Raw genomic sequence first — 20,983 nt, 5'->3', positions numbered from 1 at the left:
GATTAAAAAGCATTTCAATAAAATCTTTTATCTTTGATGAAACCTTCAATTCTCTAAAAATGAAACCCTTAATTGTTTTAATTCTCGTTTTTTTAGTTTCAGTTTTCACTTTAAAATTCCTCACAAATCAATACGATATACTAATGGCGGCAAGAATCGCAATGTGTGTAATGTTGTGTTTTACAGCAATTGCACATTTTGTTTTTACCAAAGGAATGGTAATGATGATTTCCGAAAAAATCCCATTTAGAACAGAGTTGGTTTATGCAACTGGAATAATTGAGGTTATATTAGGGATATGTCTTTTGATTTCTTCAACGAAAGTTTATTCAGGCTGGATATTAATTATATTCTTTATCTTTTTACTTCCCGCCAATATTTACGCAGCAATAAAACATATAGATTATCAAAAAGGAACTTATAATGGAAATGGGACTTCATATTTGTGGTTTAGAATTCCGTTACAGGTCGTTTTTATTGTTTGGACGTTTTGGTGCGCAGTTTTATACTAAGTATATTTTTGATTTTTATTTGTAATCAAGAATGAGGAAACAAACTAATTGCAATATTGCTAAAAAAACATATTAAATTTTGTAAATTAGTCCATTAAAAGCTTTTTCATGAAAGACCTTAAGAAGTATAGCAATAAAACCAAAGCAGCCTTTGTTTTGCTGATCGTAATGCTGTTAATTTTACTTGGAAATTTTAATACTCTGCAAAATTCTAAAAATGTAAACAAACATATCAATGCAATCTACAATGACCGATTGGTTGTAGCGCACTATATTTTTCAATACTCAAAGGAACTTCATTTTATAAAAGCCGAAGCTGAAAAACTGGACTTAAGCGACAATATTAAAAAAGATGAAATTATACATACGCTGAATATCATTCATAATATTGATGATTTGTATGCTAAAACGGTTCTCACAAACATAGAGAAACAGCATTTTGATGCTTTTTTAAAATCCTGTAAAGAAATTAATAAACAAGTCGAAAATAAAGATTGGAGCAAAATTGCACTTTCTAGCACCGAAGCTTTAAAGACGCTTGAATCTTTATCGCAAATCCAGATACAAGAAGGAAAGTCGCAATTAGCAAATGCCAATGCAATGTATAGTAAAAACAATAGTCTTGGTCAGCTTCAAATTGCATTATTAATAGTTTTGGGTGGAGTTACCTGTTATCTTCTAATAGTAAAAAAAATCAAAAGAACAATTAAAATTCCTGAACCGCCAAGTTTAAACTAAGGCGTAAAAACTAGTTGTAATTTTAAAAATTAAATAAAAACCACTCTGTACTTTCATTCAGAGTGGTTTTGTTATTTAAGTTAAGCTGTTAAACGCTTTTTCTTCCGCTGACCAGCGAAATGACGAATAACACCAAAAATATAAAAAATAAAATTTTTGCTATACTAGCGGCTCCAGCGGCAATACCTCCAAAACCAAATATTCCTGCAATAATTGCCAGAATAATAAATATGACTGTCCATCGTAACATAATAAGTAATTTTAGTTAATATCGATTTTGTTTGTTTCTCAATTATTCTTCTCAAATAAATACATATGAGTTAATCAAACTGATTTACCAAAATTCATCAAAAAGAAAGATTTTTCTGTTATATAATTTTAAGAATAACTTTCATAATTAAGGTTTCACTTGTAAAAGTCTGATAATAAATATACAAAAGTAAGATTTTACATATTTATATATCACTTGTTTGTCTAATTTAACTACATTAGCTGTAAAGAAGATAAATCTTACTTAAATATTGTTTATAACCTATAAATCAGATAATATGAGTGATGGAAAAATACTATTTGATTCTAATTTTAATTTAGATCTAGGCGTATCAAGTCAAAGTAGATCCTATGGTTTTAGTTATGAAAATTTCGAAAACAATGTTTTGAAAACACAGTTATTCTATGAACTTGAAGTCACAATTATTGATACTAGTGATGCTGGTAATTATTTTTTTGAAATAGATCGAAAAACAATATACATCAACAATAAAACAGATTACTCACAAATAGAAAAAGTAGCAGACATTGCGGCTCAATCTATTTTCCCGCTTAAAATTAAGATAAAAAAAGACGGGCAAATAGATTATATCCTAAATAGAGAGCAAATTAAGGATCGACATTTAAGTGCACGAAAAAGAATTCTGGAATATTACAAAGGAGACAAAATTGATGTAATCATTCGTAGAATTGATTCTCTGTTCTTAAATGATAATCTGTTAGATAAATTTATCTCAATAAACTGGTTTTTCCACCTATATTTTAAACCTCTGTATGATGATTATACTGATAAACTAGTCAAAAAATATGTTTGGAAATCCCCTGTATTTGGAAATCAGATAATCGAATATGATGTTGTGCAAACCTTACAAGAAAAGTATTCAGATGATGACAAAGTAATTATTAACATCTGTGGAATTTCTATTGATGAAAGAACAGTTGACGAGATAATAGAAAAGTTTACTTATTCTAAACTAAAATTCTCAGAGGCTGAATTGACTCCTGTTGAATCTAAAATGAATGTTGGTTATAAATTATACAAAGAAGATCGAAGTATATTTTCAATAACAGGCACTTTTGAGACTAAAATCAACGAAACTAAACAGCAAAAAGTTCAGCTTGAGATTTATCATTTAAGTAACAGTTCATCTTACAGGCCTTTGGATGATTCAATACAAAAACAAAACTTTAAAATATTTCAATCCTGGCAGACTGCAGGAGATGAAGATATCATAGATATTTCTAAACGAAAATGGCAAGTTCCAAACCCTAATCCAGAACCTCCAAAAATATTAGGAACTCCAAAAGAAAAAATCGAATTTTTTGTAGATGTAGGACCTGAAATAAAAGCAAATCCTAGTTTTTGGGATTGGATAATATCAATTTTTAAAAAGAGAAAATAAGTCAACCTTAAAAATAAAAATGATGAGCGAAAAACATTATGTAGTTCAAGGAGCAGTTTGTCAATGTAAATATAGTGTGGCACCGCAAACTGATATTTTACAGGTAAAAACACATTCTAAACATTATGCCAATGACAACAGCGAAAAAGATAAATTCATTGCAACTGATAAAGAAATTGGGCAAACAATGAAGAAAAATACTTTTAGTAAGTGCAAAAAACAACCTAGAGGCAATGATTTTGAGATTTGCGTAGTAGATGTTACTGAATGGTCTGGTGTTTATGAAAAAGTTACCTACTCTAACAACGGCAAAGCCTTGCTTGAAGACAGCAAAGCAACCTGTAGTAAAGGCACACCTGATTGTATTTCGATTATAAATCATGGACAAACAGTAGAATTATCAGAAAAGAACATACAGAATAGTTCGCCTCAAATATTGGCTGAAATTCTGCCTGGAGTAAATTTTAGTGATTTTGAAGAGGAAGCATTGCTAATTAATAATACACAAAATGAGTAAGACATTACATATTATACCTAAAGAACCACTTGCGCAAGGTCAAAAATGGAATGCTGAAAAAGGGCATTTGGTACTCACTAATGCAGGAATATTTACCGTTGAAATCATTAAAACAGATGCGCTGCACAAAGATGCACCAAAAAAACTGCCTCCATTTAACAGACGTACTCAAGAAGAAGTTTGGAAAATAACAGATTATGACAGTCGATATTGGATCGTTCAGGCGCATAACCAAAGAGATAAGGATGAGGAAAAGTATAATAAAGATAAAGAAGCCTTTAACAAAAAACTTCAGGAAGAACTGAGTAATTTAAGCTGGTGCTGGGAAATTGTTGGCAAAGGCATGGCGGGAAGAAAAATCTCCCACAATAAATCTTTTTCAAAAGGGCTTCCAAGCGATTTTTATAAACAAATAAAGTTTCCTAAAATAATAGAGGGCGGCGCACCGGCATGGCTGGAAGTTTTTACAGACAAAGATCCCGCAACAGGAAAGTTCCCGCACGGAATGTTTGTGAGCGCAATAGGAACGCCTAAAGTTATTGCTGCAGAATGGCGTGATTATACAGGGAAACCAATTAGCCAAGAAATTGCATTTGGTTCTACTGTTTACCTGCATATTTATACCGAGGCATTGTTTGGGCAAAATATAGAAATACAATTAAGAGATACAAAATTTGCAAATGCCGATTTAACACCAACTCCAAGCGATGAAGACGGTGATCCTTTACAGAAACTCGATGCAAAACCTTTAACACGATTTACGCGCGAAGTAAAAACACATCAATATAATGCTGTAACTAAACCGCCTGCAGGTTCTGTTACAGATGCTTTGGTAACAGAAAAAGAAAAAGGACAGTTTTCTGTTTCAAATGTACAAAAATGTGTTTTTCCTGTTTTTGTAGAGCATGCTTGGCAGTTTCAGGGAGCGGGATTTTTAGACAGCGGTGAAAAATTATTGATTAACCCAATAGTATTTCACGCAAAAATAAAAAACAAGAAAATAAACCTAGACGATTGTGTGCTTAAAGTTTCCAGAGACGGAATCCAGATGCCAGGTGAATTAAAAGGCAATAATCCTTTGATGCTGGGTAAGGAAGACAAAACCGGCGCACCCGAAGACCAAAAGAAAATCGATTTTACGTTTGGAGTTTTTATTGATGGAACTTTAAACAATATGTACAATACTATTGCCAGACAAACTTGGGAAGAAGATCAAATTAAGAAAAAGCATGCTGATCTTTCTAACGAAGAACAGCAAAAACAGATAGAGAATCCCGAAGAACATTTAAAAGTGGCAGCATCCAGCCAGAAACAAATAGGAAAAGAAAAAGAGAGTCGATATAAATATTCAGACGATAATAGTTTTGAAAATGATTTAAGTAATCCAGCTATTATTTTTAAGAATTATTTAGATGATTCTACAAATAAATCACATCCTGTATTCAAAATTTACACAGAAGGAATGGGATCAAATACATTAAATGATGATGAGAACAATGTTGATACTGGAATTTTGCCTCTTAAAAATTATAAGGCAGATGATTTGGCGGAAGGTTCTGGATTTGGGCAGGGAAAAGCAGGAATACTTGACCGTGTAGAACGAGCTGTAAAACTCATGGCAGATAAAATTATTTCAATGAACCAGAATGAGGTGGGTACAATAACGGTCGACGTTTTTGGTTTCAGTCGTGGTGCTGCTTCTGCTCGTTGTTTTGTCCACGAGATTACAAGACAATCTTATAAGGCAACTGTTGTTTCTACAAGGGGAATGATTCATTATGAAGATGCTAATGGTTATGAAGTAAATAGTGATTACAAAGACAAGATGTTACGTACTAACGGACGATTAGGGTATTACCTGACAGAGCAGAAAATTACTTTTGATCGATTAATAATTCGATTTGCAGGCTTATATGATACAGTGCCTCATCATGGTTTTGTACAGTGGAATGATGTTAAAGATTTAGGACTTAATTCGATCAGTAAAGCCAAATATACAGTACATATGGTGGCGGCAGACGAGCATCGTGCTAATTTTGACTTGGTCGATATTTCGTGTATAACAGGAAAAAAAGGAGGAGGAAAAACCGATCGCGGTATAGAGCTGTATTTACCAGGAGTACATTGCGATGTGGGAGGCAGTTACGTAGAAGGTCGCAGTGAGGCTAACAGACGATTATTGGTTACGAATTCAATATTTGGCGATGAGCTTGAAAAAGAACAGGAACGCCTAATTACCGAAGGATGGTTTAAACCAAAAGAATTAACCATTCATTGGGACAATGCACAGCGAACGATACTAAATGGCGTAGCTCGAGTATTATCTTCAAACAGAGAAGCCATAAGTAATCAATATAGTTATATACCATTGCATTTGATGGTGAAGTTTTGTTTAAATAAAGGGTTAACTATTAATAATGATGGTATTACAAAAGGATATAACTTTAAGAATACAAAGTTTTCAGATAACGTTTTCTTAGAAAAAGTTAAAAAACGATTAGTAGAATATGCTTTTCATAATGGAAATCCTTTTGTCTATGAAACTGTACCTATGAGAACTATAGTGTATAGTACTGATGATCATACTGCGGTTGTGATAGAAGAAGAAAGACGAAAAAAGGAAGAAGACGTTCATAATGAAGTATTAAAAAAATTACGTCACGAGTATCTGCACTGGAATGCAGTTTATGGAGAGGGAATAACAAATAGTTTAGCGCAGCCCAATGAGCCTAATTTTAAAGATGGTAAGCGAAAAAGAGATGTAAACGGATAATAAAAATGAAGATAATAAATCAACTACTAGGATTAGGAATAATAGTATTGTTGTCCTGCAATAATTCAAATAAAAAAAATATGGAAAACAAAGATAGTTTTAGCTGGGGATCAACCATAACAGCTCCTCATAAGTACCCTGTTGAGATTCATAGAGGATATTTAGCTAATGATAAGGAAATGATTACTGCATATATTAATACAGGAATAAGCACTGGTGATTGGGGATTTGGTAATAATGCTTATGCCGGTGGAAAAACAATTCCAACAAATTTATCACTTACTTGGATAAGTTATGCCGATAAAAAATTCTATAAAATAGAAGCAGAATTGCCACACGATAGAATATTGGCCTTGTTTAAGGAAGGTTATAATGATAAAGATATGTCTCACATTACTTATAATGATATTACAATAGGGCTTGCCCCCGGAGGATTTGTTGTGGTATGGCTTACAGGAAAAAATCGCAGTATCGAAATAGCACATTATCAAGCGGTAGAGACATTTGTAAGTGTTAATGAATTTTATAGAAATCCAGATGAAGACACCCAGCAAGAGTTTTATAACTATTTCTATAACGCATATATACCTAAAGAAATTAAAGAATACATCAAAAAAAATGGAGTTCCTGTAAAGTTGTGGAACGAGTTTAGAATAAAATACAACTACCGTTTTAATATTCATTTTTACAAAACAGATAAAGAGAGTTCTGAGAGGGAAACAGAATATGTAAATGGCGAAAAAGAAATAGTAAAAATTGAAGATCTTAACGTGTATCAAAATAAACCTTTACCCTCTTATTGCAGGTTTTGGTTTAGCCAATACAATGCCGAAGCAGAATTTGATGGTGAAGAAATATTAGATGCCTTTAAAAAACTTACCATCGCTCATCCTGACAAAAAGATTGAAATAGAAGCTAAAGTGGCATTTATGTACAAAACGACAACATTTACAGTAAGGTGCGAGGGAGATGAAATTCCGCTTGAGAAAACGGTTGTAAGAATGTGGAAGAATTAAGGATATGAGGAAGTATTTACTCATAATAAGTAGTGTTCTTTTTGTTTGTTGCAATAATTCAAATAGCAAAAACATGAATGATAAACAAAACTTTAACTGGGCAGTTACAGTTACAGCGCCATTTAATTATCCAATAGAAATACACCGAGGATACTTAGGTAATGACAAAAAAATGATGGCAGCTTTTATAAGTACAGGCCTTACAGAAGATGGTTGGTCGTACGATGGAGATGCACTTTCAGGAGGTAACGAAATTCCAACACTTTTATCTCTTACTTGGATAAGTTATGCCGAAAAGAAATTTTGGAAAATTGAAACTGCAATAGACAAAACTACTCAGGACAAAATACAAAAATTGTTCGAGGAAGGCTATATACGCAAAGAACGAAATGGAGAATTATCTCATATTACTTATAAAAAAATTACTGTAGGATTAGCGCCTGGAGGCACGGTTGTGTTATGGTTGTCAGGGTTAAATAAAAAGGTTGAAATAACCCATTATCAAGCTGTAGAAACATTTGTAAGCGTAAACGATTTTTATAGAAATCCTCGCGAACATACTCAACAAGAGTTTTATGATTATTACTATGAAGCAAGTATGTCTAAAGAAACCCAAGCCTATATAGAAAAAAATGGAGTTCCTGTAAAGCTATGGAAAGAGTTTAGAACAAAATACAACTACCGTTTTAATATTCATTTTTACAAAACAGATAAAGAGAGTTCTGAGAGGGAAACAGAATATGTAAATGGTGAAAAAGAAATAGTAAAAGTTGAAGATCTAATTATTTACCAAAATAAACCTTTACCCTCTTATTGCAGGTTTTGGTTTAGCCAATACAATGCCGAAGCAGAATTTGATGGTGAAGAAATATTAAATGCCTTTAAAAAACTTACCATCGCTCATCCTGACAAAAAGATTGAAATAGAAGCAAAAGTGGCTTTTATGTACAAAACGACAACATTTACAGTAAGGTGCGAAGGAGATGAAATTCCGCTTGAGAAAACGGTGGTAAGAATGTGGAAGAATTAAGGATATGAGGAAGTATTTAATCATAATTATAAGTAGTGTTCTTTTTGTTTGTTGCAATAATTCAAATAGCAAAAACATGAAAGATAAACAAAACTTTAACTGGGGAGTTGGAGTAACCGCACCACGTGAATATCCTGTAGAAATTCACAGAGGATACTTAGGGAATGAAAATAAAATGATTGCAGAATTTATAAATATTGGACTTATACAATATGGCTGGGTCTACGACGGAGAGGCTCTTTCGGGAGGTAATGAAATACCTACACACTTATCTCTAACCTGGATAAGCTATGGAGAGAAGAAATTTTGGAAAATTGAAACTGCAATAGACAAAACTACTCAGGACAAAATACAAAAATTGTTCGAGGAAGGCTATATACGCAAAGAACGAAATGGAGAATTATCTCATATTACTTATAAAAAAATTACAGTAGGGTTAGCGCCTGGAGGCACGGTTGTGTTATGGTTGTCAGGGTTGAATAAAAAGGTTGAAATAGCACATTATCAAGCGGTAGAAACATTTGTAAGTGTTAATGAGTTTTGTAGAAATCCTGATGAATTTACTCAACAAGAATTTTATGAAGATCGTTTTGATGATTATTTACCACAAGAAACTAAAGAATACATAAAAAAGAATGGAGTTCCTGTAAACTTATGGAACGAGTTTAGAACAAAATACAATTATCGTTTTAATATTCATTTTTATAAAACAGATAAAGAAAGTTCTGAGAGGGAAACAGAATATGTAAATGGTGAAAAAGAAATAGTAAAAGTTGAAGATCTAATTATTTACCAAAATAAACCTTTACCCTCTTATTGCAGGTTTTGGTTTAGCCAATACAATGCCGAAGCAGAATTTGATGGTGAAGAAATATTAAATGCCTTTAAAAAACTTACCATCGCTCATCCTGACAAAAAGATTGAAATAGAAGCAAAAGTGGCTTTTATGTACAAAACGACAACATTTACAGTAAGGTGCGAAGGAGATGAAATTCCGCTTGAGAAAACGGTTGTAAGAATGTGGAAGAATTAAGAGTATACTAAGTTTCTAAGACTTTTACATAACTTAGAAACTTAGTATTTTCAGGACTTTAGCCTTTCGAAAACTCAGTCCCGCCATAAATCATTTTACCTTTATAAAATACACCTTCCCTTTTAGGTAAACGAGCTACAGCTTCGGCAGAGCAGCTTGCTTTTACCAGAATAAAATTAGCGTCATTATTTTCTGCAGGCCAAATGCGGGTTCCAGAATCGTTTAGAGGTAAAACTTCATCAGTTGTTGCAATATGCAGTGCACGACTTAAACCAAACTCATCTGTCCAGCCATATAATTGAGCGCATAATTTTGCCTTTTCAAGCATATCACACGTTCCAAAAGGCTGCCAATGGTCAACAATGCTATCCGTTCCAGTCATTAATTTTACACCATATTTTTTTAAAGTCGGAATTGGCATAATCGTTCTGCCAAATGGAATTGTCGACACTACTCCTATTCCAAGATTTCCCATTTGTTCTGCTATCTTTTCAAGATCTTTAGTATCCATTCTTGCAAGCGCAAAACCATGACTGATGTATGTTTTTCCTTGTAACTGCTTGTTTTCTTCCGTTTTCTTTATAATATATTCAATGGCTGCTTGACCAGACGGCGGTGATTCATGCAAATGTATGTCTATTCCTTTATTTGTATCAATTGCAATTTGAAACATAGCATCAAGCGATTTTTCCATATTGCCATCAACATTTGTAGGATCAAGACCACCAATAAAATCAACGCCCATTGCAGCAGCTTCTCTTAGCAAAGGCTCTGATTGCGAATACAAAATTCCGTGCTGTGGAAAAGCAACAATTTCCCAGCCAAAACTATCTTTATTATTGTTCAAAGCTGCTAGTAAATGCTCTAAACTTTTTAATCCGCTTACAGGATCGATATTACATTGGCAACGAGCAAAGAAACTTCCTTGACTTTGCATTAGTTTAATTGCTTCTTCGGCTTTACGCTGAGAGTCTGGAAGTAATTGCGGAATTATCTTCTGCTCCAGCGTTATCATATCTTTTACCGTATACCCTTTTCTTGGTGCAGCATTCCAAGTTCCTCCATAGTACGTTTTATCAATATGAATGTGCATATCTCGTAATCCAGGAAGCATTAACATACCTTTAGCATCAACATTTTTAAGCTTTAAAGCAGGTTTATCTAAAGTGATACTTTTAATCTTTCCATTCGCAATATGCAAATTATATAATCCCGTTTTAGTAGAAATAACTTCATTTTTTTCGTTGTAATTAAAGCCTTCTTCCAAACGTACATTTGTCAATAGGTATTCTCCTGAAACTTTTTCTTTACTTTCTTCAGGCAGCGGCGCCGCATTTCCTGCAATTCCAGAGAATAAAGCAGCTCCAGTTGCAGCAGCTCCTAATCCTAAAAATTTTTTCCTGCTGATTATATTTTCTTCCATAAACTATGTTTTGTTTTTTTAGTGCGATTTTAGAATATACTCTAACTGTGTTAAAATATATGGATATGCAAAAATCGTTTAGAAATTAAAACAGCAACTGTAATATTACTGATAAGGATGGTAAAAATTATAACTTTCTTTAAAATCACCTGGTGTTTTTCCAGTATATTTTTTAAAAACCTTGCTAAAATATCCATTGTCATTAAAGCCAAGCTGATAAGCAATTTCTTTAATAGATAAATCGGTACTCGTAAGTAAGCGTTTTGCTTCTAGTATTGTTCGCTCTTTTATAATATCTCCTGCCGGTGATTTTAAATATCGCTGAGAAAGTATATTAAGATAATTGGGAGTGATATTTAATTTATCCGCATAAAAGTTAACCGAGAATTCTTCATTGAAATGATTGTCTATCAAAGAATTGAATTTTTTAATCATTTTTTCAGGTTTGGTAGAAGAATCGTGCTGTGGAAACTGAATTAAATAATCCCTTTGCAATACTTTAAGTAATAAATGTAATCGAAGCAGCACAATTTCTTTTGTACTTAATTCATTATCAGGCAGAATTAGTTCAATTTCATTCAACTGATTCTTTAATTCCTCAAACTGTTCCTTAGTTACAGAAAGACAGGAAGGAATATTTTGTTCAAAAAAGGGAAATGGCGACAAATTAGAAAATGCATTAACAATTTCTGGTGAAAGCATAAGCTGAAAACCTGTAGTATCAACATTTAAGAGCCAATTATGAACTTGTCCTTGTCGAACAAAATACACTTGATAATCATTGACTTTATATTGTGTAAAATCGACATTGTGCATTCCTGATCCTTTTTCTACAAAGAAAACAAGATGAAAATCGTGTTTATGAGGTTGTTCAAATGCATTTCGTCCTTTTACACTATGACGAAACAAAGTAATACCTAAAGTTTCTTCTCCAAGTATATTGCCAACGGATAAAACGGGAATTGAATGTTTGGTCAAAAGATAATGCAGTTAGTAATAGATTTTCAAAAATATAGAATTTAAGGACATAAAAGCTATTTTTAAATGTCTGTTTCCGTATTAAATAAAAAAGAGTTCTGCTTTATTTAAACAGAACTCTTTTGGTATTTGAAATAGCATAAAATATAAACATCTAATAATTTGTATTTTAAAACTTTAGAATTTTAAATATTATAATTTGAAGTTCCATAATATTCTTCATCATTTACGCTTTCTAGCCAAACCCCGGTACCTTTATCAATTTCAGTAATAATGGTGATATAAGAGAATTTACTAAAAGGTGTTGCGCCGTACCAATGCTCAATTCCGGGCAAAATTGTAACCACTTCATCTTTATGAAGCGTTCTTATTTCCCCTCCTTTTTCTTGATAAAAACCTACTCCATTTGTTGCTATAAGCAAATGCAGACTTGCATTACTGTGCCATTTACTTCGTGCGCAAGGCTCAAAAGTTACTTCTTTAATAATGGTATTTTTTGGATGAATTTCGCTTGTTTGCTTTTTATAAGATACTTCGCCCGTCATATACGTATTCGGTACTTTTCCTTCTTCAATTACGGCTGTATAATTTGTTGACATAAGTTATTTTTTGAGATTAATTTTTATTTAAAACTGTTGTATTCTTCATCCGTTACAGGTTCAAGCCAGTCTACAATTCCTGTTTCAGTATTAGTACTGATGGCGATATGTGTAAATTCACGGTCTGGTGATGCGCCGTGCCAATGTTTTACTTCTGGCTGAATATTCACTACATCACCCGCCTGAAGTAATTGAATCGGTTTTCCTGCCTCCTGATAATATCCTGTTCCGTGTGTTACAATTAAAATTTGTCCGCCTGGATGTGTATGCCAGTTATTTCGAGCGCCAGCCTCAAATACTACATTTCCAACAGCAGTATTTAAAACAGGATCATTTGGAACAAGCATTTTTACCCATGCTTTTCCAGTAAAATAATCTGCAGAAGCTAAATCTCCTTTTGGAAAAACAGCGGAACTAAATTGACTATCTGATGCTTTCATAATTTTCTTGTTTGGAATTATCAGAATCAGAAAACTAAATCGAGAAAGCTAGAGTGCGCTTTATGAAGTATTATTTAGTCTATTAAAAACTGATAAAAGATTAATACTATAATTTCAAGGCAAAAGTAGTTCAAGCCGGCTTTTATAAAATAACAATATTCAAACAAAAAATTAAGAAATTGAAACAATTTTAAGTTCTCAATGATTTTGGAACTGTTCCCGTAAGTCTTTTGAAATAATTATTAAAATAACTAGGATATTCAAACCCAAGCGAATAACCAATATCTGATATACTCCAGTCTGTATGCAGTAGTAAAGCTTTTGCTTCGCCAATAATACGCTCTGTAATGTGAGCTGTAGTTGGTTTTCCTGTAACTTCTTTTACAGACCGATTTAAATGATTTACGTGTACAGCAAGACTTTGTGCGTAATCCTGAGGTGTTTTTAGAATTAACGGTTCATTTTTCGTCTCGATAGGAAATTGTCTTTCTAATAATTCTAAAAATAAAGACGTAATTCTTGAAGATGCATTTTTATGCTTGAAGAAGTTCTCTGACGGCTGCATTTTCATCGATTCGTGAATAATCAAGTTGACATAACTGCGCATTAAATCGTCTTTAAAAACATAATCCGTTTCATATTCCTTAATCATTTTTTGAAACAAAGAGTCTATAAAAATCTTCTGTTCAGCGTTTAAAGAAAATATTGGCGTTCCTCCTATTTTAAATAAAGGCGATTCGTGAAGTGTTTCTGAACGGTCTTTTGATTTCAGAAATTCTTCTGTAAAAACGCAGGCGTAACCTTCGTAACCTTCAGAAATAGTTTCCCATGAGTAAGGAATAATTGGATTGCCAAAGAACAAAATAGTCCCATCAGTTTCTATTCCGCGATCAGCATATTGTATAATACTTTTACTCGTATTAATACATATTTTATAAAAATCCCTGCGGCTGTAAACAGGAATTTTACTTTGATCTCCATTTATTTGATACACTTTAAAACCTTTTAGCTTTAAATCTGAAGTAAAATCGCAACTCTGAGTTTCTATTTGATTATTCATTTTGCAAAGTTATGAAAATCAAATATATTTTTTAATCATTTTATTTTTGATGGACATTGTTTCAAAATTCTCTAAATCTTTGTTTTTTATTCAAAATAGAATATAACTGAAAAGTGTCCAAGTTTGTTTCATCACATTATATTAATATATATAAGACAGTATGAAAAAGGCCTTTAAAAATTTAGAATCATTCTATTGGCTATACTTTTTAAAATGATTTTGATTTGATGTAATTTTATATAAAAATTAAACAAACAAAGATTATATGAGTGTTATTAAAGATGAAAAAAAGCTTCTTAACGCCATTAAACGTATCGATGAAAAAATCGATAAGAATAATGACCAAAAGATACTTGCCTTTTTTGAATCTCTTGGATTAACTGAAAGAGAGGATGTACCCAAGAATTTTCTAGATTGGGATACAATTCTTATTGTCGTGCCCGATCGTCACATTTCGCATGAATTAAAATACTATAAATTCTCTATTTCAAGACTTTTCTTTGTTACAAATCCGTATGCTGATCAAATTCATATTTATGATTTTGATGAATGGAAAAGTGTTACCCGAAACAAAACACAATTCCAGATTAGAGAAATGATGAAAACAAGTTTTGGCGGAGTTAAAAAATCCGGAGCAGATAACGACTAGTTTTAATTCTCTGAACAGTAATGAAATGGATCACTCGCGAAAGACCAAAAATTGACAGGATCGCCAGTCCGTGGCTGATTAGAAAATTTGTTGACAGTGATGCCGAATTTGTTTACGTGCCTTTTAATGAAGTTTTAGAAAAAGCAAAAGAACTAGATGCGATTCCGTTTGACATTCCCGAAGTAGAATTTACTCATTATAATGAAGAATGCACTTTTGATTACATTATAAAAAAGTATCAAATTGTTGATCCTGCGGTTTTAATTATGGCTAAAATTGTTCGCGGCGCCGATACTGACCGCCACGATCTTGCAAAAGAAGCCGCTGGACTTTGGGCAATTTCTGCTGGACTTTCTCATAATATTACTAACGATCCTGAATTATTAGAAACAGGATTAAAGCTTTATGATGCGCTTTACAGCTAGGCAAAACATTTATATAAACAGAATCATCTTCAAAACAGTCCGTTTGAAAATCTGCTTCATGAAGTATATAAAAAGTTTTTAATCGAGAAAAAAACAAATCAAAAAACACCTTTATGGGTTAAAGATTTAAAAAACATAATTCAAGATCAAATCGATGCACAATTTACTTTTGATCTAAAGAAAATTTCAAATGATTTAGAACTTAATCCTTCCTACTTATCAAGAGAATTTTCTAAGTATTTTGAAGATTTAAACTTTGGAGAATATGTCCGAAAACTTAGAATTGAGAAAGCTATAAGCCTTATTGAAAGTTCAAGTTATACTTTAACTGAAATAGCATATATGACCGGATTTTCAGATCAAAGTCATTTTACTAGAATATTTAAACTGCAAACAGGTAAGAATCCTTCGTCGTATCGTAAAAACGCACTCAAAAGTAATTCAAATACAAAAGGTAAATAGCGTACTATTTGTAAAATCACATAGTTTATAGTTTTGTTTTTTTAAATTAACAAAACTAATATGATTTCATTCAAACACCTTTTTCCAGCTGTTTTATTTTCTTTAAGTTTCAATGCCTTCTCGCAAACTGTTTATCCAAAAATTACTGGTTATTTTGGAATTCTTCATCCGATTGTGACTTTTAGCGATGAACAAACTAATGTAAACTTTAGAGATTATTATGCCGTTGGTTTTCCAACAGGAATCAATATTTGGAAAAATCAAAAAATAGGATTTTCATTTGAAGTTGTTCCTAATATAAAAGTACAAGGAAACAGCGATAAAGTAACCAATTTATTGTTTCATCCCGGCGTTTTGGTTGCCTTAGGACATGGTTACACTTTTGCAGGAAGAGCCGCTTTTGAAAGCAGCGGCAGATACGGTATAACTCCTGTAATTAATAAAACCATCATAAAAAGCGACAATTGCAGTTATTTTGCTGCTATTCCACTGCCTGTTCGATTTGGTAATAATCATCCCGCTTCTTTTACGATTGGTTTTCAATTTGGAATTGCTTTTTAGAATCTTCTGTAAAAACAGGACCTGAAACAGTTTTATCCGTTCTTTTAACTCATTTAATTTCAAAAACTTTGATGAATTTTTGCTCTAATTTTTTTCTCTTTCTTTCTTCTTTCCATCTTGAATAGAAAATAGCAATAAGAAGAAACAAACTCACAAGTGTAGTTGCCCGCCTAAGGCCTCTGCCAATGAAAAGAAAAAATATATTAATGAATACTAGAAAAACTAATGGAGAGTATTTTGTCCAAAGCAATTGAAATTTGCTGTTTTCTTCAACAACATAATTTACATTAACTCTATTGCCAATATTTTTATAATTTCCTCTTACAATAAAAATGGTTGGAGATGCTGGTGAATTTATTGTTAACCGAAAACTGGTGTCATCAAAAAGACCATAAAAAGGTTTTACTCCACCAAATATGGGAAACAGTCTAAAACGATTAAAATTAACTTTTAAAGAGCCGATTTCGATATTATTCTGCAATCTTGTACGAAAGTCTGATAAAGAAAGGTTTGATTCCATTTTGTGAAGTATCATGGCGCTAACAAACTTTTAATTTTATCTTCTAAAGCCTGTCCATGAATATTTTTTGCCAATATAATTCCGTTTTTATCAATTAAAAAATTCAAGGGAACAGATTGCAGCATATAAGCGCCAACAACTGGAGACTGCCAGTATTTTAAATCACTGACATTTGTCCAAGGCAATTTTCCTTTTGCAATTGCGGCTGTCCACAATGCCTTTTTAGTATCCATAGAAACGCCGTAAATGGATAGTTTTTCAGGATAAGTATTGTGTAATTTAAGTAATGATGGTTGTTCTTTGATACAAGGTCCGCACCAAGAAGCCCAAAAATCTACTAATACCAAAGAACCTCTTAAAGAAGAAAGCGCCACAAGATTACCTTTTAAATCTGGAAGATCAATTTCTGGAGCAATATCACCAACATCAGTACCTACGACCTGTGCTTTTGAACCCGTTATTATGCAAAATAGAAATATGGAAACGAGTAAAGTTTTTTTCATAGCTGATTAAGTTTATTAGTTTGGGGCTTTTAAAACTAAAAGCAAATATAAATTTTCTAATTATTCTTTTAGTTCTTTTTATTGCACTTTCCTCTCCTCTGTCATAAAATTTTGCTAAAAACATTTTACTTAATTGGTATATCGGGAAAAGTCGATATATTTGCATCATGGAAAATATAGAAATATTTAAGGCACTCTCTAACAAGTCTAGACTGCAAATGCTGGAATGGCTGAAGGAACCCGAAATAAACTTTCCGGGACAGCTTGAGCATGGTGGATTTGAACACGGAGTTTGTGTGGGACAAATTCAAGCCAAAGCTGGCTTAACACAATCTACAGTATCTGAATACTTGTCTATTTTACAACGCGCCGGATTTATCGAAGCCAAACGTGTTGGACAATGGACTTATTATAAACGCAACGAAGGTGCCTTTGAAGCACTTAGTAAATTAATTCAATCTAATTTGTAAATTACTATGAGTACAAACAACCTGTTTTCACCATTTAACTTAAAAACGTTAAATCTGAAGAACCGAATCGTAATGGCGCCAATGACGCGCTCTTTTTCTCCAAATGGAGTTCCAACTGACGAAGTAGCTTCTTACTACCAAAAAAGAGCTGAAGGTGAAGTTGGTTTAATATTATCTGAAGGAACTGTAATTGACAGACCTTCATCTTCAAATGATGCAAATGTACCTCACTTTTACGGTGAGCAGGCTTTAAACGGCTGGAAAAAAGTGATTGATGAAGTTCATGCTGCCGGCGGACAAATGGGACCGCAAATTTGGCATATGGGAGTTATGGATAATCACCATTCTGGATGGGTTCCTCCGGTTCCTTTTGAAGGACCATCTGGATTGAATCGTCCTGATTTTAAAAATGGAATTTCCATGTCTGAAAAAGATATTGAAGATACAATTCTAGCTTTTGGTAAAGCCGCTGCTGATGCTAAAAGATTAGGTTTTGATACGATCGAAATTCATGGCGCGCATGGTTATTTAATAGACCAGTTCTTTAGAGCCGAAACTAATTTGCGTACCGATATTTATGGCGGTAAAACATTACCAGAGCGTAATCGTTTTGCTATTGAAGTAGTGAAAGAAATTAGAAAACAAGTTGGTGAAGATTTCGCTGTTATTATGAGATTTTCTCAATTTAAACCTTCTGATTACAATTATAAATTGGCTAAAAATCCACAGGAATTAGAAGCTTGGCTTACTCCTCTTGTTGATGCTGGTGTGGATATTTTACACTGTTCTCAACGCAGATTCTGGGAGCCTGAATTTGAAGGTTCTGATTTGAATTTTGCAGGATGGGCTAAAAAGGTAACTGGAACACCAACTATTACAGTAGGTTCTGTTGGACTTTCTAGTGATTTCTTTGGTGCATTTGCAGGAGAAAGCTCTGAACCAACTTCTTTAGAGGAATTAAACAGACGTTTCGATAGAGGTGATTTTGATTTAGTTGCCGTTGGAAGACCTCTTTTATCTGATCCAAACTGGGTTGCTAAAATTAAAGAAGGAAAATTAGACCAATTAAAAGGTTTCAGTAAAGAAGCTTTAGGAGCATTGGTTTTAGAATAAGTTTTTTATTTAGGTTCAAAGTTACAAAGGTTCAAAGGGGCAGAGTTTTTTTACTTTGTCCCTTTTTTTTTAGGTTCAAAGTTGCAAAGGTTCAGAAGGACAGAGTTTTTTACTTTGTCCCTTTTTTTAGGTTCAAAGTTGCAAAGGTTCAGAGGGACAGAGTTTTTTTTACTTTGCCCTTTGAACCTTTTTTATAGTTTCTTTACTTTGAACCTTTGCCCCTCTGAGCCTTTGTTCCTAACAAAAACTAATTATTAGCTACGGCAACTTTAAGTTTTTGATATTTATTTGTAAGCCAATTACGAACTGGCTCATCATAGAATTTCAAACATAATATTGCAATTACAATACTTGCAAATAAAACTCCAATTCCTAATGGATATCCTTCTTTCAAAGTAACTTTGTTATCGGCAACCCAAGCCATATACCAGTAAATTAATGGATAATGTATGATGTAAATTGGATATGAAATATCTCCTAAAGCTTTACAAACTTTAAGGGATACAAGATTTGTGATCTGCCCTCCTGCTCCAATTGCAACAATTATTGGAAACAAAACAATGATACAAAATGATTCGTATAAACCGTTCATCCACAAGCTGTTTTCATCTCCAAGTCTTGGAATACTGAAAATAATGATGATTAAAAGGCTGCAAACCCAGAAAGCACCTTTGATATGAATTAGTTTTCCTAATCGTGACAATAAAACTCCTGCAAAGAATGGATACAACAAACGTGTAAAACCAATATTCATTTGCTCAAGATTTAACGACCAACCTCCAATAACATCACCTTTTGGTCCAAAAACAGTTAAATTGATAAGCATTCCCGCAAATATCAAAACGAAGATTGATAACACAGTATTTGAAAATTTACGAAAGAATAATGCGTATAAAATATTACCAATATATTCAAAGAATAACGACCATGCCGGTCCATCTAACGGATGCATTTCTCCCCATCCTCTGATTTCTAATGATGGCGGAATTGGCAATAAAGTAAAACCAATTACCATGGTTAAAATTACTTTCCACACTTCCATTCCTGCAATTTGTGGAAACATTATATCTGAAGCTTGAAAATAATAGAAAATCGCTCCTATTATCATTCCCATAATAACCATGGGCTGTAAACGAATTAAACGACGTTTGTAAAACTCCCATTGTGTCAATTTGCCCCAGCGGTCATCATAAGCATATGCTACAACAAAACCTGATAAAAGAAAAAAGAAATCAACAGCCAAATAACCGTGATTCATAAGTTGTTTAAATCGGCTTCCCTCATTAAAAGCCTCGAAAATGTGAAAAATAACGACTAGAACTGCGGCTACTCCTCGTAAACCGTCTAAAATTTCATAATGTTTTTTTGGTTTAATGTCAATAGAAATTGAACTCATAAAATACTTTTTTTTGTGGTTAAAAGATTAATTTATGTTATTTGGCATTGGCTAAAATAGCGCTTTTTTTTACAATTAATGGCTGGTTTTTGACTTAGCCGCAAATTTTTTGCATTTTTTTTGCAATAAGAAGAAAAAATATAGCAACTTAATATTTATCTGTCAGTCTCTGCTTAAAGCGTACTATTTTTTTGATACTTAAAAAATAGTACGCTTTATTTTACAAAATAATACAAAGAAGAAATATATTTCTTTCGCATTCTAAACTTTGTGTTTTTCGAATAAGTGAAATACATTTTTAATATTTTAAATCTATGTTTCTATGCGTTAGAATTAATTACCACCGGCAAAGTAAAATAGAAAGCTGTTAAAGTAACCAATTATCTAATTTTCTCAATTAACTACTCTTGGTGATTTTTAAGCCATTCTGCTCTGCGTTGATCAGGTAGATGTTTTACAGAGAAATTTTCAAATTTTGCTTCAAAACCCTTTCCGTCTGGAGAAGCGGCCATTAATCCTACCATCACGGGCTTATTATCCTGTAAAGGTGCATTTCTGGTCATCATATAATTTTTATCGTCGTAAGAGAAAAATACTTCAACAGCATCTAATCTTCTTACTGCTTTTATCCAAATAAAAGGCGGTGCTTTTTCTAGCGTTGTAACACTCCAATCACTTTTGTCGTGAGTCACTACGGTGCTAATATTAAACTTGCCGTCTACAAACTCAACTCCGGTTTTAATATAATTTTTTTCATCAACGCGAATCATAAGTCCCATTTGGTCAAAACGAGCAATATAGTTTCCTGTCAATTTTACCTTTACTTCAAACTCTCCTCCGTAATTAGCATAATAAAAAGGGGCGTCATCAACCGTAAAACCATAATGTGAAATACGCCAGTAATCACTGTTTGCAGTAACATTCATAATTAAAGCATTGTTTTTAATTTCCCATTTTTCAGGTTCATTAAACCATTGCATTTTGTTCAGGCTTTGCGCCGATAGATTTTGGGCTAAAAACAAAGTCATTGCCCCAAGTAAAGCTTTTTTCATAATAACAATTTAAACAATAAAGTATTTTATTTTTACCCTG

The 20,983-nt window shown here is 32.8% G+C and carries 24 protein-coding genes; 14 read left to right on the top strand and 10 right to left on the bottom strand.

Annotation, left to right across the window (positions count from 1 at the left end; genetic code table 11):
- Positions 1–59 precede the first annotated feature (59 nt).
- Both B0A81_RS09275 and B0A81_RS09270 read left to right on the top strand, forming a co-directional pair.
- Complete coding sequence (locus B0A81_RS09275) at positions 60–512, top strand: DoxX family protein (RefSeq protein ID WP_089057764.1); 453 nt, start codon at positions 60–62, stop codon at positions 510–512.
- Between the two features lie 108 nt (positions 513–620).
- Complete coding sequence (locus B0A81_RS09270; RefSeq protein WP_089057763.1) at positions 621–1,250, top strand: MCP four helix bundle domain-containing protein; 630 nt, start codon at positions 621–623, stop codon at positions 1,248–1,250.
- A gap of 88 nt (positions 1,251–1,338) precedes the next feature.
- Here the strand turns inward: B0A81_RS09270 and B0A81_RS09265 are convergent, their stop codons facing one another.
- Positions 1,339–1,500 (bottom strand): DUF1328 family protein, encoded by a 162-nt coding sequence (locus B0A81_RS09265; protein ID WP_089055742.1) that lies wholly within the window; start codon positions 1,498–1,500, stop codon positions 1,339–1,341.
- A gap of 298 nt (positions 1,501–1,798) precedes the next feature.
- Between B0A81_RS09265 and B0A81_RS09260 the strand changes: the two genes are divergently transcribed.
- The 6 genes from B0A81_RS09260 to B0A81_RS09235 all read left to right on the top strand — a co-directional run bounded on the left by B0A81_RS09260 (position 1,799) and on the right by B0A81_RS09235 (position 9,292).
- Complete coding sequence (locus tag B0A81_RS09260) at positions 1,799–2,923, top strand: hypothetical protein (protein WP_089057762.1); 1,125 nt, start codon at positions 1,799–1,801, stop codon at positions 2,921–2,923.
- 19 nt (positions 2,924–2,942) lie between these two features.
- Positions 2,943–3,440: a DUF4280 domain-containing protein gene (locus B0A81_RS09255; RefSeq protein ID WP_317044409.1), complete on the top strand. Its 498-nt coding sequence runs from the start codon at positions 2,943–2,945 to the stop codon at positions 3,438–3,440.
- Complete coding sequence (locus tag B0A81_RS09250; RefSeq protein WP_089057761.1) at positions 3,433–6,213, top strand: T6SS phospholipase effector Tle1-like catalytic domain-containing protein; 2,781 nt, start codon at positions 3,433–3,435, stop codon at positions 6,211–6,213. The genes B0A81_RS09255 and B0A81_RS09250 overlap by 8 nt, the downstream gene beginning before the upstream one ends.
- A gap of 80 nt (positions 6,214–6,293) precedes the next feature.
- Positions 6,294–7,229 (top strand): DUF2931 family protein, encoded by a 936-nt coding sequence (locus tag B0A81_RS09245; RefSeq protein WP_244281348.1) that lies wholly within the window; start codon positions 6,294–6,296, stop codon positions 7,227–7,229.
- 73 nt (positions 7,230–7,302) lie between these two features.
- Positions 7,303–8,259 (top strand): DUF2931 family protein, encoded by a 957-nt coding sequence (locus B0A81_RS09240; protein WP_244281338.1) that lies wholly within the window; start codon positions 7,303–7,305, stop codon positions 8,257–8,259.
- Positions 8,260–8,335: 76 nt separating this feature from the next.
- A complete protein-coding gene (locus B0A81_RS09235) occupies positions 8,336–9,292 on the top strand; it encodes a DUF2931 family protein (RefSeq protein WP_244281336.1) in 957 nt (318 codons plus the stop codon).
- Between the two features lie 58 nt (positions 9,293–9,350).
- On the opposite strand, the gene B0A81_RS09230 is transcribed toward B0A81_RS09235, so the two are convergent.
- The 5 genes from B0A81_RS09230 to B0A81_RS09210 form a co-directional block, all read right to left on the bottom strand.
- Complete coding sequence (locus B0A81_RS09230) at positions 9,351–10,715, bottom strand: amidohydrolase (RefSeq protein ID WP_089057757.1); 1,365 nt, start codon at positions 10,713–10,715, stop codon at positions 9,351–9,353.
- Between the two features lie 105 nt (positions 10,716–10,820).
- Complete coding sequence (locus B0A81_RS09225; RefSeq protein WP_089057756.1) at positions 10,821–11,693, bottom strand: AraC family transcriptional regulator; 873 nt, start codon at positions 11,691–11,693, stop codon at positions 10,821–10,823.
- A gap of 185 nt (positions 11,694–11,878) precedes the next feature.
- Positions 11,879–12,292: a cupin domain-containing protein gene (locus B0A81_RS09220; RefSeq protein WP_089057755.1), complete on the bottom strand. Its 414-nt coding sequence runs from the start codon at positions 12,290–12,292 to the stop codon at positions 11,879–11,881.
- Between the two features lie 23 nt (positions 12,293–12,315).
- The gene (locus B0A81_RS09215; protein ID WP_089057754.1) at positions 12,316–12,732 is read right to left on the bottom strand and encodes a (R)-mandelonitrile lyase; all 417 of its coding nucleotides are present in this window, start codon (positions 12,730–12,732) and stop codon (positions 12,316–12,318) included.
- 190 nt (positions 12,733–12,922) lie between these two features.
- A complete protein-coding gene (locus B0A81_RS09210) occupies positions 12,923–13,792 on the bottom strand; it encodes a helix-turn-helix domain-containing protein (protein WP_089057753.1) in 870 nt (289 codons plus the stop codon).
- A 265-nt stretch (positions 13,793–14,057) separates the two neighbouring features.
- Here B0A81_RS09210 and B0A81_RS09205 point away from each other — a divergent pair, with 265 nt between their 5' ends.
- Genes B0A81_RS09205 through B0A81_RS09195 form a run of 4 tightly spaced genes read left to right on the top strand, consistent with a single transcriptional unit; the run spans position 14,058 to position 15,889 of the window.
- Positions 14,058–14,441 carry a hypothetical protein gene (locus B0A81_RS09205; RefSeq protein ID WP_089057752.1) on the top strand — a complete coding sequence of 128 codons (384 nt, stop codon included), beginning with the start codon at positions 14,058–14,060 and terminating at the stop codon, positions 14,439–14,441.
- Between the two features lie 20 nt (positions 14,442–14,461).
- Positions 14,462–14,866, top strand: a complete 405-nt coding sequence (locus B0A81_RS21825; RefSeq protein WP_244281334.1) for a chromate resistance protein ChrB domain-containing protein — start codon at positions 14,462–14,464, stop codon at positions 14,864–14,866.
- A gap of 51 nt (positions 14,867–14,917) precedes the next feature.
- Positions 14,918–15,328, top strand: coding sequence for a helix-turn-helix domain-containing protein (locus tag B0A81_RS21820; RefSeq protein ID WP_317044410.1), 411 nt, complete (start codon positions 14,918–14,920; stop codon positions 15,326–15,328).
- A gap of 60 nt (positions 15,329–15,388) precedes the next feature.
- Entirely contained in the window at positions 15,389–15,889 is a 501-nt protein-coding gene (locus tag B0A81_RS09195) for a hypothetical protein (protein ID WP_089057751.1), read from the top strand.
- A 49-nt stretch (positions 15,890–15,938) separates the two neighbouring features.
- Here B0A81_RS09195 and B0A81_RS09190 read toward each other — a convergent pair whose 3' ends face one another.
- Both B0A81_RS09190 and B0A81_RS09185 read right to left on the bottom strand, forming a co-directional pair.
- Entirely contained in the window at positions 15,939–16,409 is a 471-nt protein-coding gene (locus B0A81_RS09190) for a hypothetical protein (RefSeq protein WP_089057750.1), read from the bottom strand.
- Positions 16,410–16,420: 11 nt separating this feature from the next.
- Positions 16,421–16,912: a TlpA family protein disulfide reductase gene (locus B0A81_RS09185; protein ID WP_089057749.1), complete on the bottom strand. Its 492-nt coding sequence runs from the start codon at positions 16,910–16,912 to the stop codon at positions 16,421–16,423.
- A gap of 167 nt (positions 16,913–17,079) precedes the next feature.
- Here B0A81_RS09185 and B0A81_RS09180 point away from each other — a divergent pair, with 167 nt between their 5' ends.
- On the top strand, positions 17,080–17,382 hold the full coding sequence (locus B0A81_RS09180) for an ArsR/SmtB family transcription factor (protein WP_012025367.1): 303 nt from the start codon (positions 17,080–17,082) through the stop codon (positions 17,380–17,382).
- A gap of 6 nt (positions 17,383–17,388) precedes the next feature.
- A complete protein-coding gene (locus B0A81_RS09175) occupies positions 17,389–18,495 on the top strand; it encodes an NADH:flavin oxidoreductase (protein WP_089057748.1) in 1,107 nt (368 codons plus the stop codon).
- A 247-nt stretch (positions 18,496–18,742) separates the two neighbouring features.
- Here B0A81_RS09175 and B0A81_RS09170 read toward each other — a convergent pair whose 3' ends face one another.
- The gene (locus B0A81_RS09170) at positions 18,743–19,891 is read right to left on the bottom strand and encodes an acyltransferase family protein (RefSeq protein ID WP_089057747.1); all 1,149 of its coding nucleotides are present in this window, start codon (positions 19,889–19,891) and stop codon (positions 18,743–18,745) included.
- A gap of 401 nt (positions 19,892–20,292) precedes the next feature.
- Positions 20,293–20,943: a DUF1349 domain-containing protein gene (locus B0A81_RS09165; protein WP_089057746.1), complete on the bottom strand. Its 651-nt coding sequence runs from the start codon at positions 20,941–20,943 to the stop codon at positions 20,293–20,295.
- Positions 20,944–20,983 lie beyond the last annotated feature (40 nt).

The sequence above is a fragment of the Flavobacterium plurextorum genome (assembly GCF_002217395.1).
Lineage (GTDB): Bacteria > Bacteroidota > Bacteroidia > Flavobacteriales > Flavobacteriaceae > Flavobacterium > Flavobacterium plurextorum.
Note: the sequence above shows the minus strand (reverse complement) of the source record. Positions and strands in the feature narration are given on the sequence as shown.

Coding starts and splice junctions, on each gene's coding strand:
- B0A81_RS09275 (WP_089057764.1), top strand. CDS start 60: ATGAAACCCTTAATTGTTTTAATTCTCGTTTTTTTAGTTTCAGTTTTC.
- B0A81_RS09270 (WP_089057763.1), top strand. CDS start 621: ATGAAAGACCTTAAGAAGTATAGCAATAAAACCAAAGCAGCCTTTGTT.
- B0A81_RS09265 (WP_089055742.1), bottom strand. CDS start 1,500: ATGTTACGATGGACAGTCATATTTATTATTCTGGCAATTATTGCAGGA.
- B0A81_RS09260 (WP_089057762.1), top strand. CDS start 1,799: ATGAGTGATGGAAAAATACTATTTGATTCTAATTTTAATTTAGATCTA.
- B0A81_RS09255 (WP_317044409.1), top strand. CDS start 2,943: ATGATGAGCGAAAAACATTATGTAGTTCAAGGAGCAGTTTGTCAATGT.
- B0A81_RS09250 (WP_089057761.1), top strand. CDS start 3,433: ATGAGTAAGACATTACATATTATACCTAAAGAACCACTTGCGCAAGGT.
- B0A81_RS09245 (WP_244281348.1), top strand. CDS start 6,294: ATGGAAAACAAAGATAGTTTTAGCTGGGGATCAACCATAACAGCTCCT.
- B0A81_RS09240 (WP_244281338.1), top strand. CDS start 7,303: ATGAATGATAAACAAAACTTTAACTGGGCAGTTACAGTTACAGCGCCA.
- B0A81_RS09235 (WP_244281336.1), top strand. CDS start 8,336: ATGAAAGATAAACAAAACTTTAACTGGGGAGTTGGAGTAACCGCACCA.
- B0A81_RS09230 (WP_089057757.1), bottom strand. CDS start 10,715: ATGGAAGAAAATATAATCAGCAGGAAAAAATTTTTAGGATTAGGAGCT.
- B0A81_RS09220 (WP_089057755.1), bottom strand. CDS start 12,292: ATGTCAACAAATTATACAGCCGTAATTGAAGAAGGAAAAGTACCGAAT.
- B0A81_RS09215 (WP_089057754.1), bottom strand. CDS start 12,732: ATGAAAGCATCAGATAGTCAATTTAGTTCCGCTGTTTTTCCAAAAGGA.
- B0A81_RS09210 (WP_089057753.1), bottom strand. CDS start 13,792: ATGAATAATCAAATAGAAACTCAGAGTTGCGATTTTACTTCAGATTTA.
- B0A81_RS09205 (WP_089057752.1), top strand. CDS start 14,058: ATGAGTGTTATTAAAGATGAAAAAAAGCTTCTTAACGCCATTAAACGT.
- B0A81_RS21825 (WP_244281334.1), top strand. CDS start 14,462: ATGAAATGGATCACTCGCGAAAGACCAAAAATTGACAGGATCGCCAGT.
- B0A81_RS09195 (WP_089057751.1), top strand. CDS start 15,389: ATGATTTCATTCAAACACCTTTTTCCAGCTGTTTTATTTTCTTTAAGT.
- B0A81_RS09190 (WP_089057750.1), bottom strand. CDS start 16,409: ATGGAATCAAACCTTTCTTTATCAGACTTTCGTACAAGATTGCAGAAT.
- B0A81_RS09185 (WP_089057749.1), bottom strand. CDS start 16,912: ATGAAAAAAACTTTACTCGTTTCCATATTTCTATTTTGCATAATAACG.
- B0A81_RS09180 (WP_012025367.1), top strand. CDS start 17,080: ATGGAAAATATAGAAATATTTAAGGCACTCTCTAACAAGTCTAGACTG.
- B0A81_RS09175 (WP_089057748.1), top strand. CDS start 17,389: ATGAGTACAAACAACCTGTTTTCACCATTTAACTTAAAAACGTTAAAT.
- B0A81_RS09170 (WP_089057747.1), bottom strand. CDS start 19,891: ATGAGTTCAATTTCTATTGACATTAAACCAAAAAAACATTATGAAATT.
- B0A81_RS09165 (WP_089057746.1), bottom strand. CDS start 20,943: ATGAAAAAAGCTTTACTTGGGGCAATGACTTTGTTTTTAGCCCAAAAT.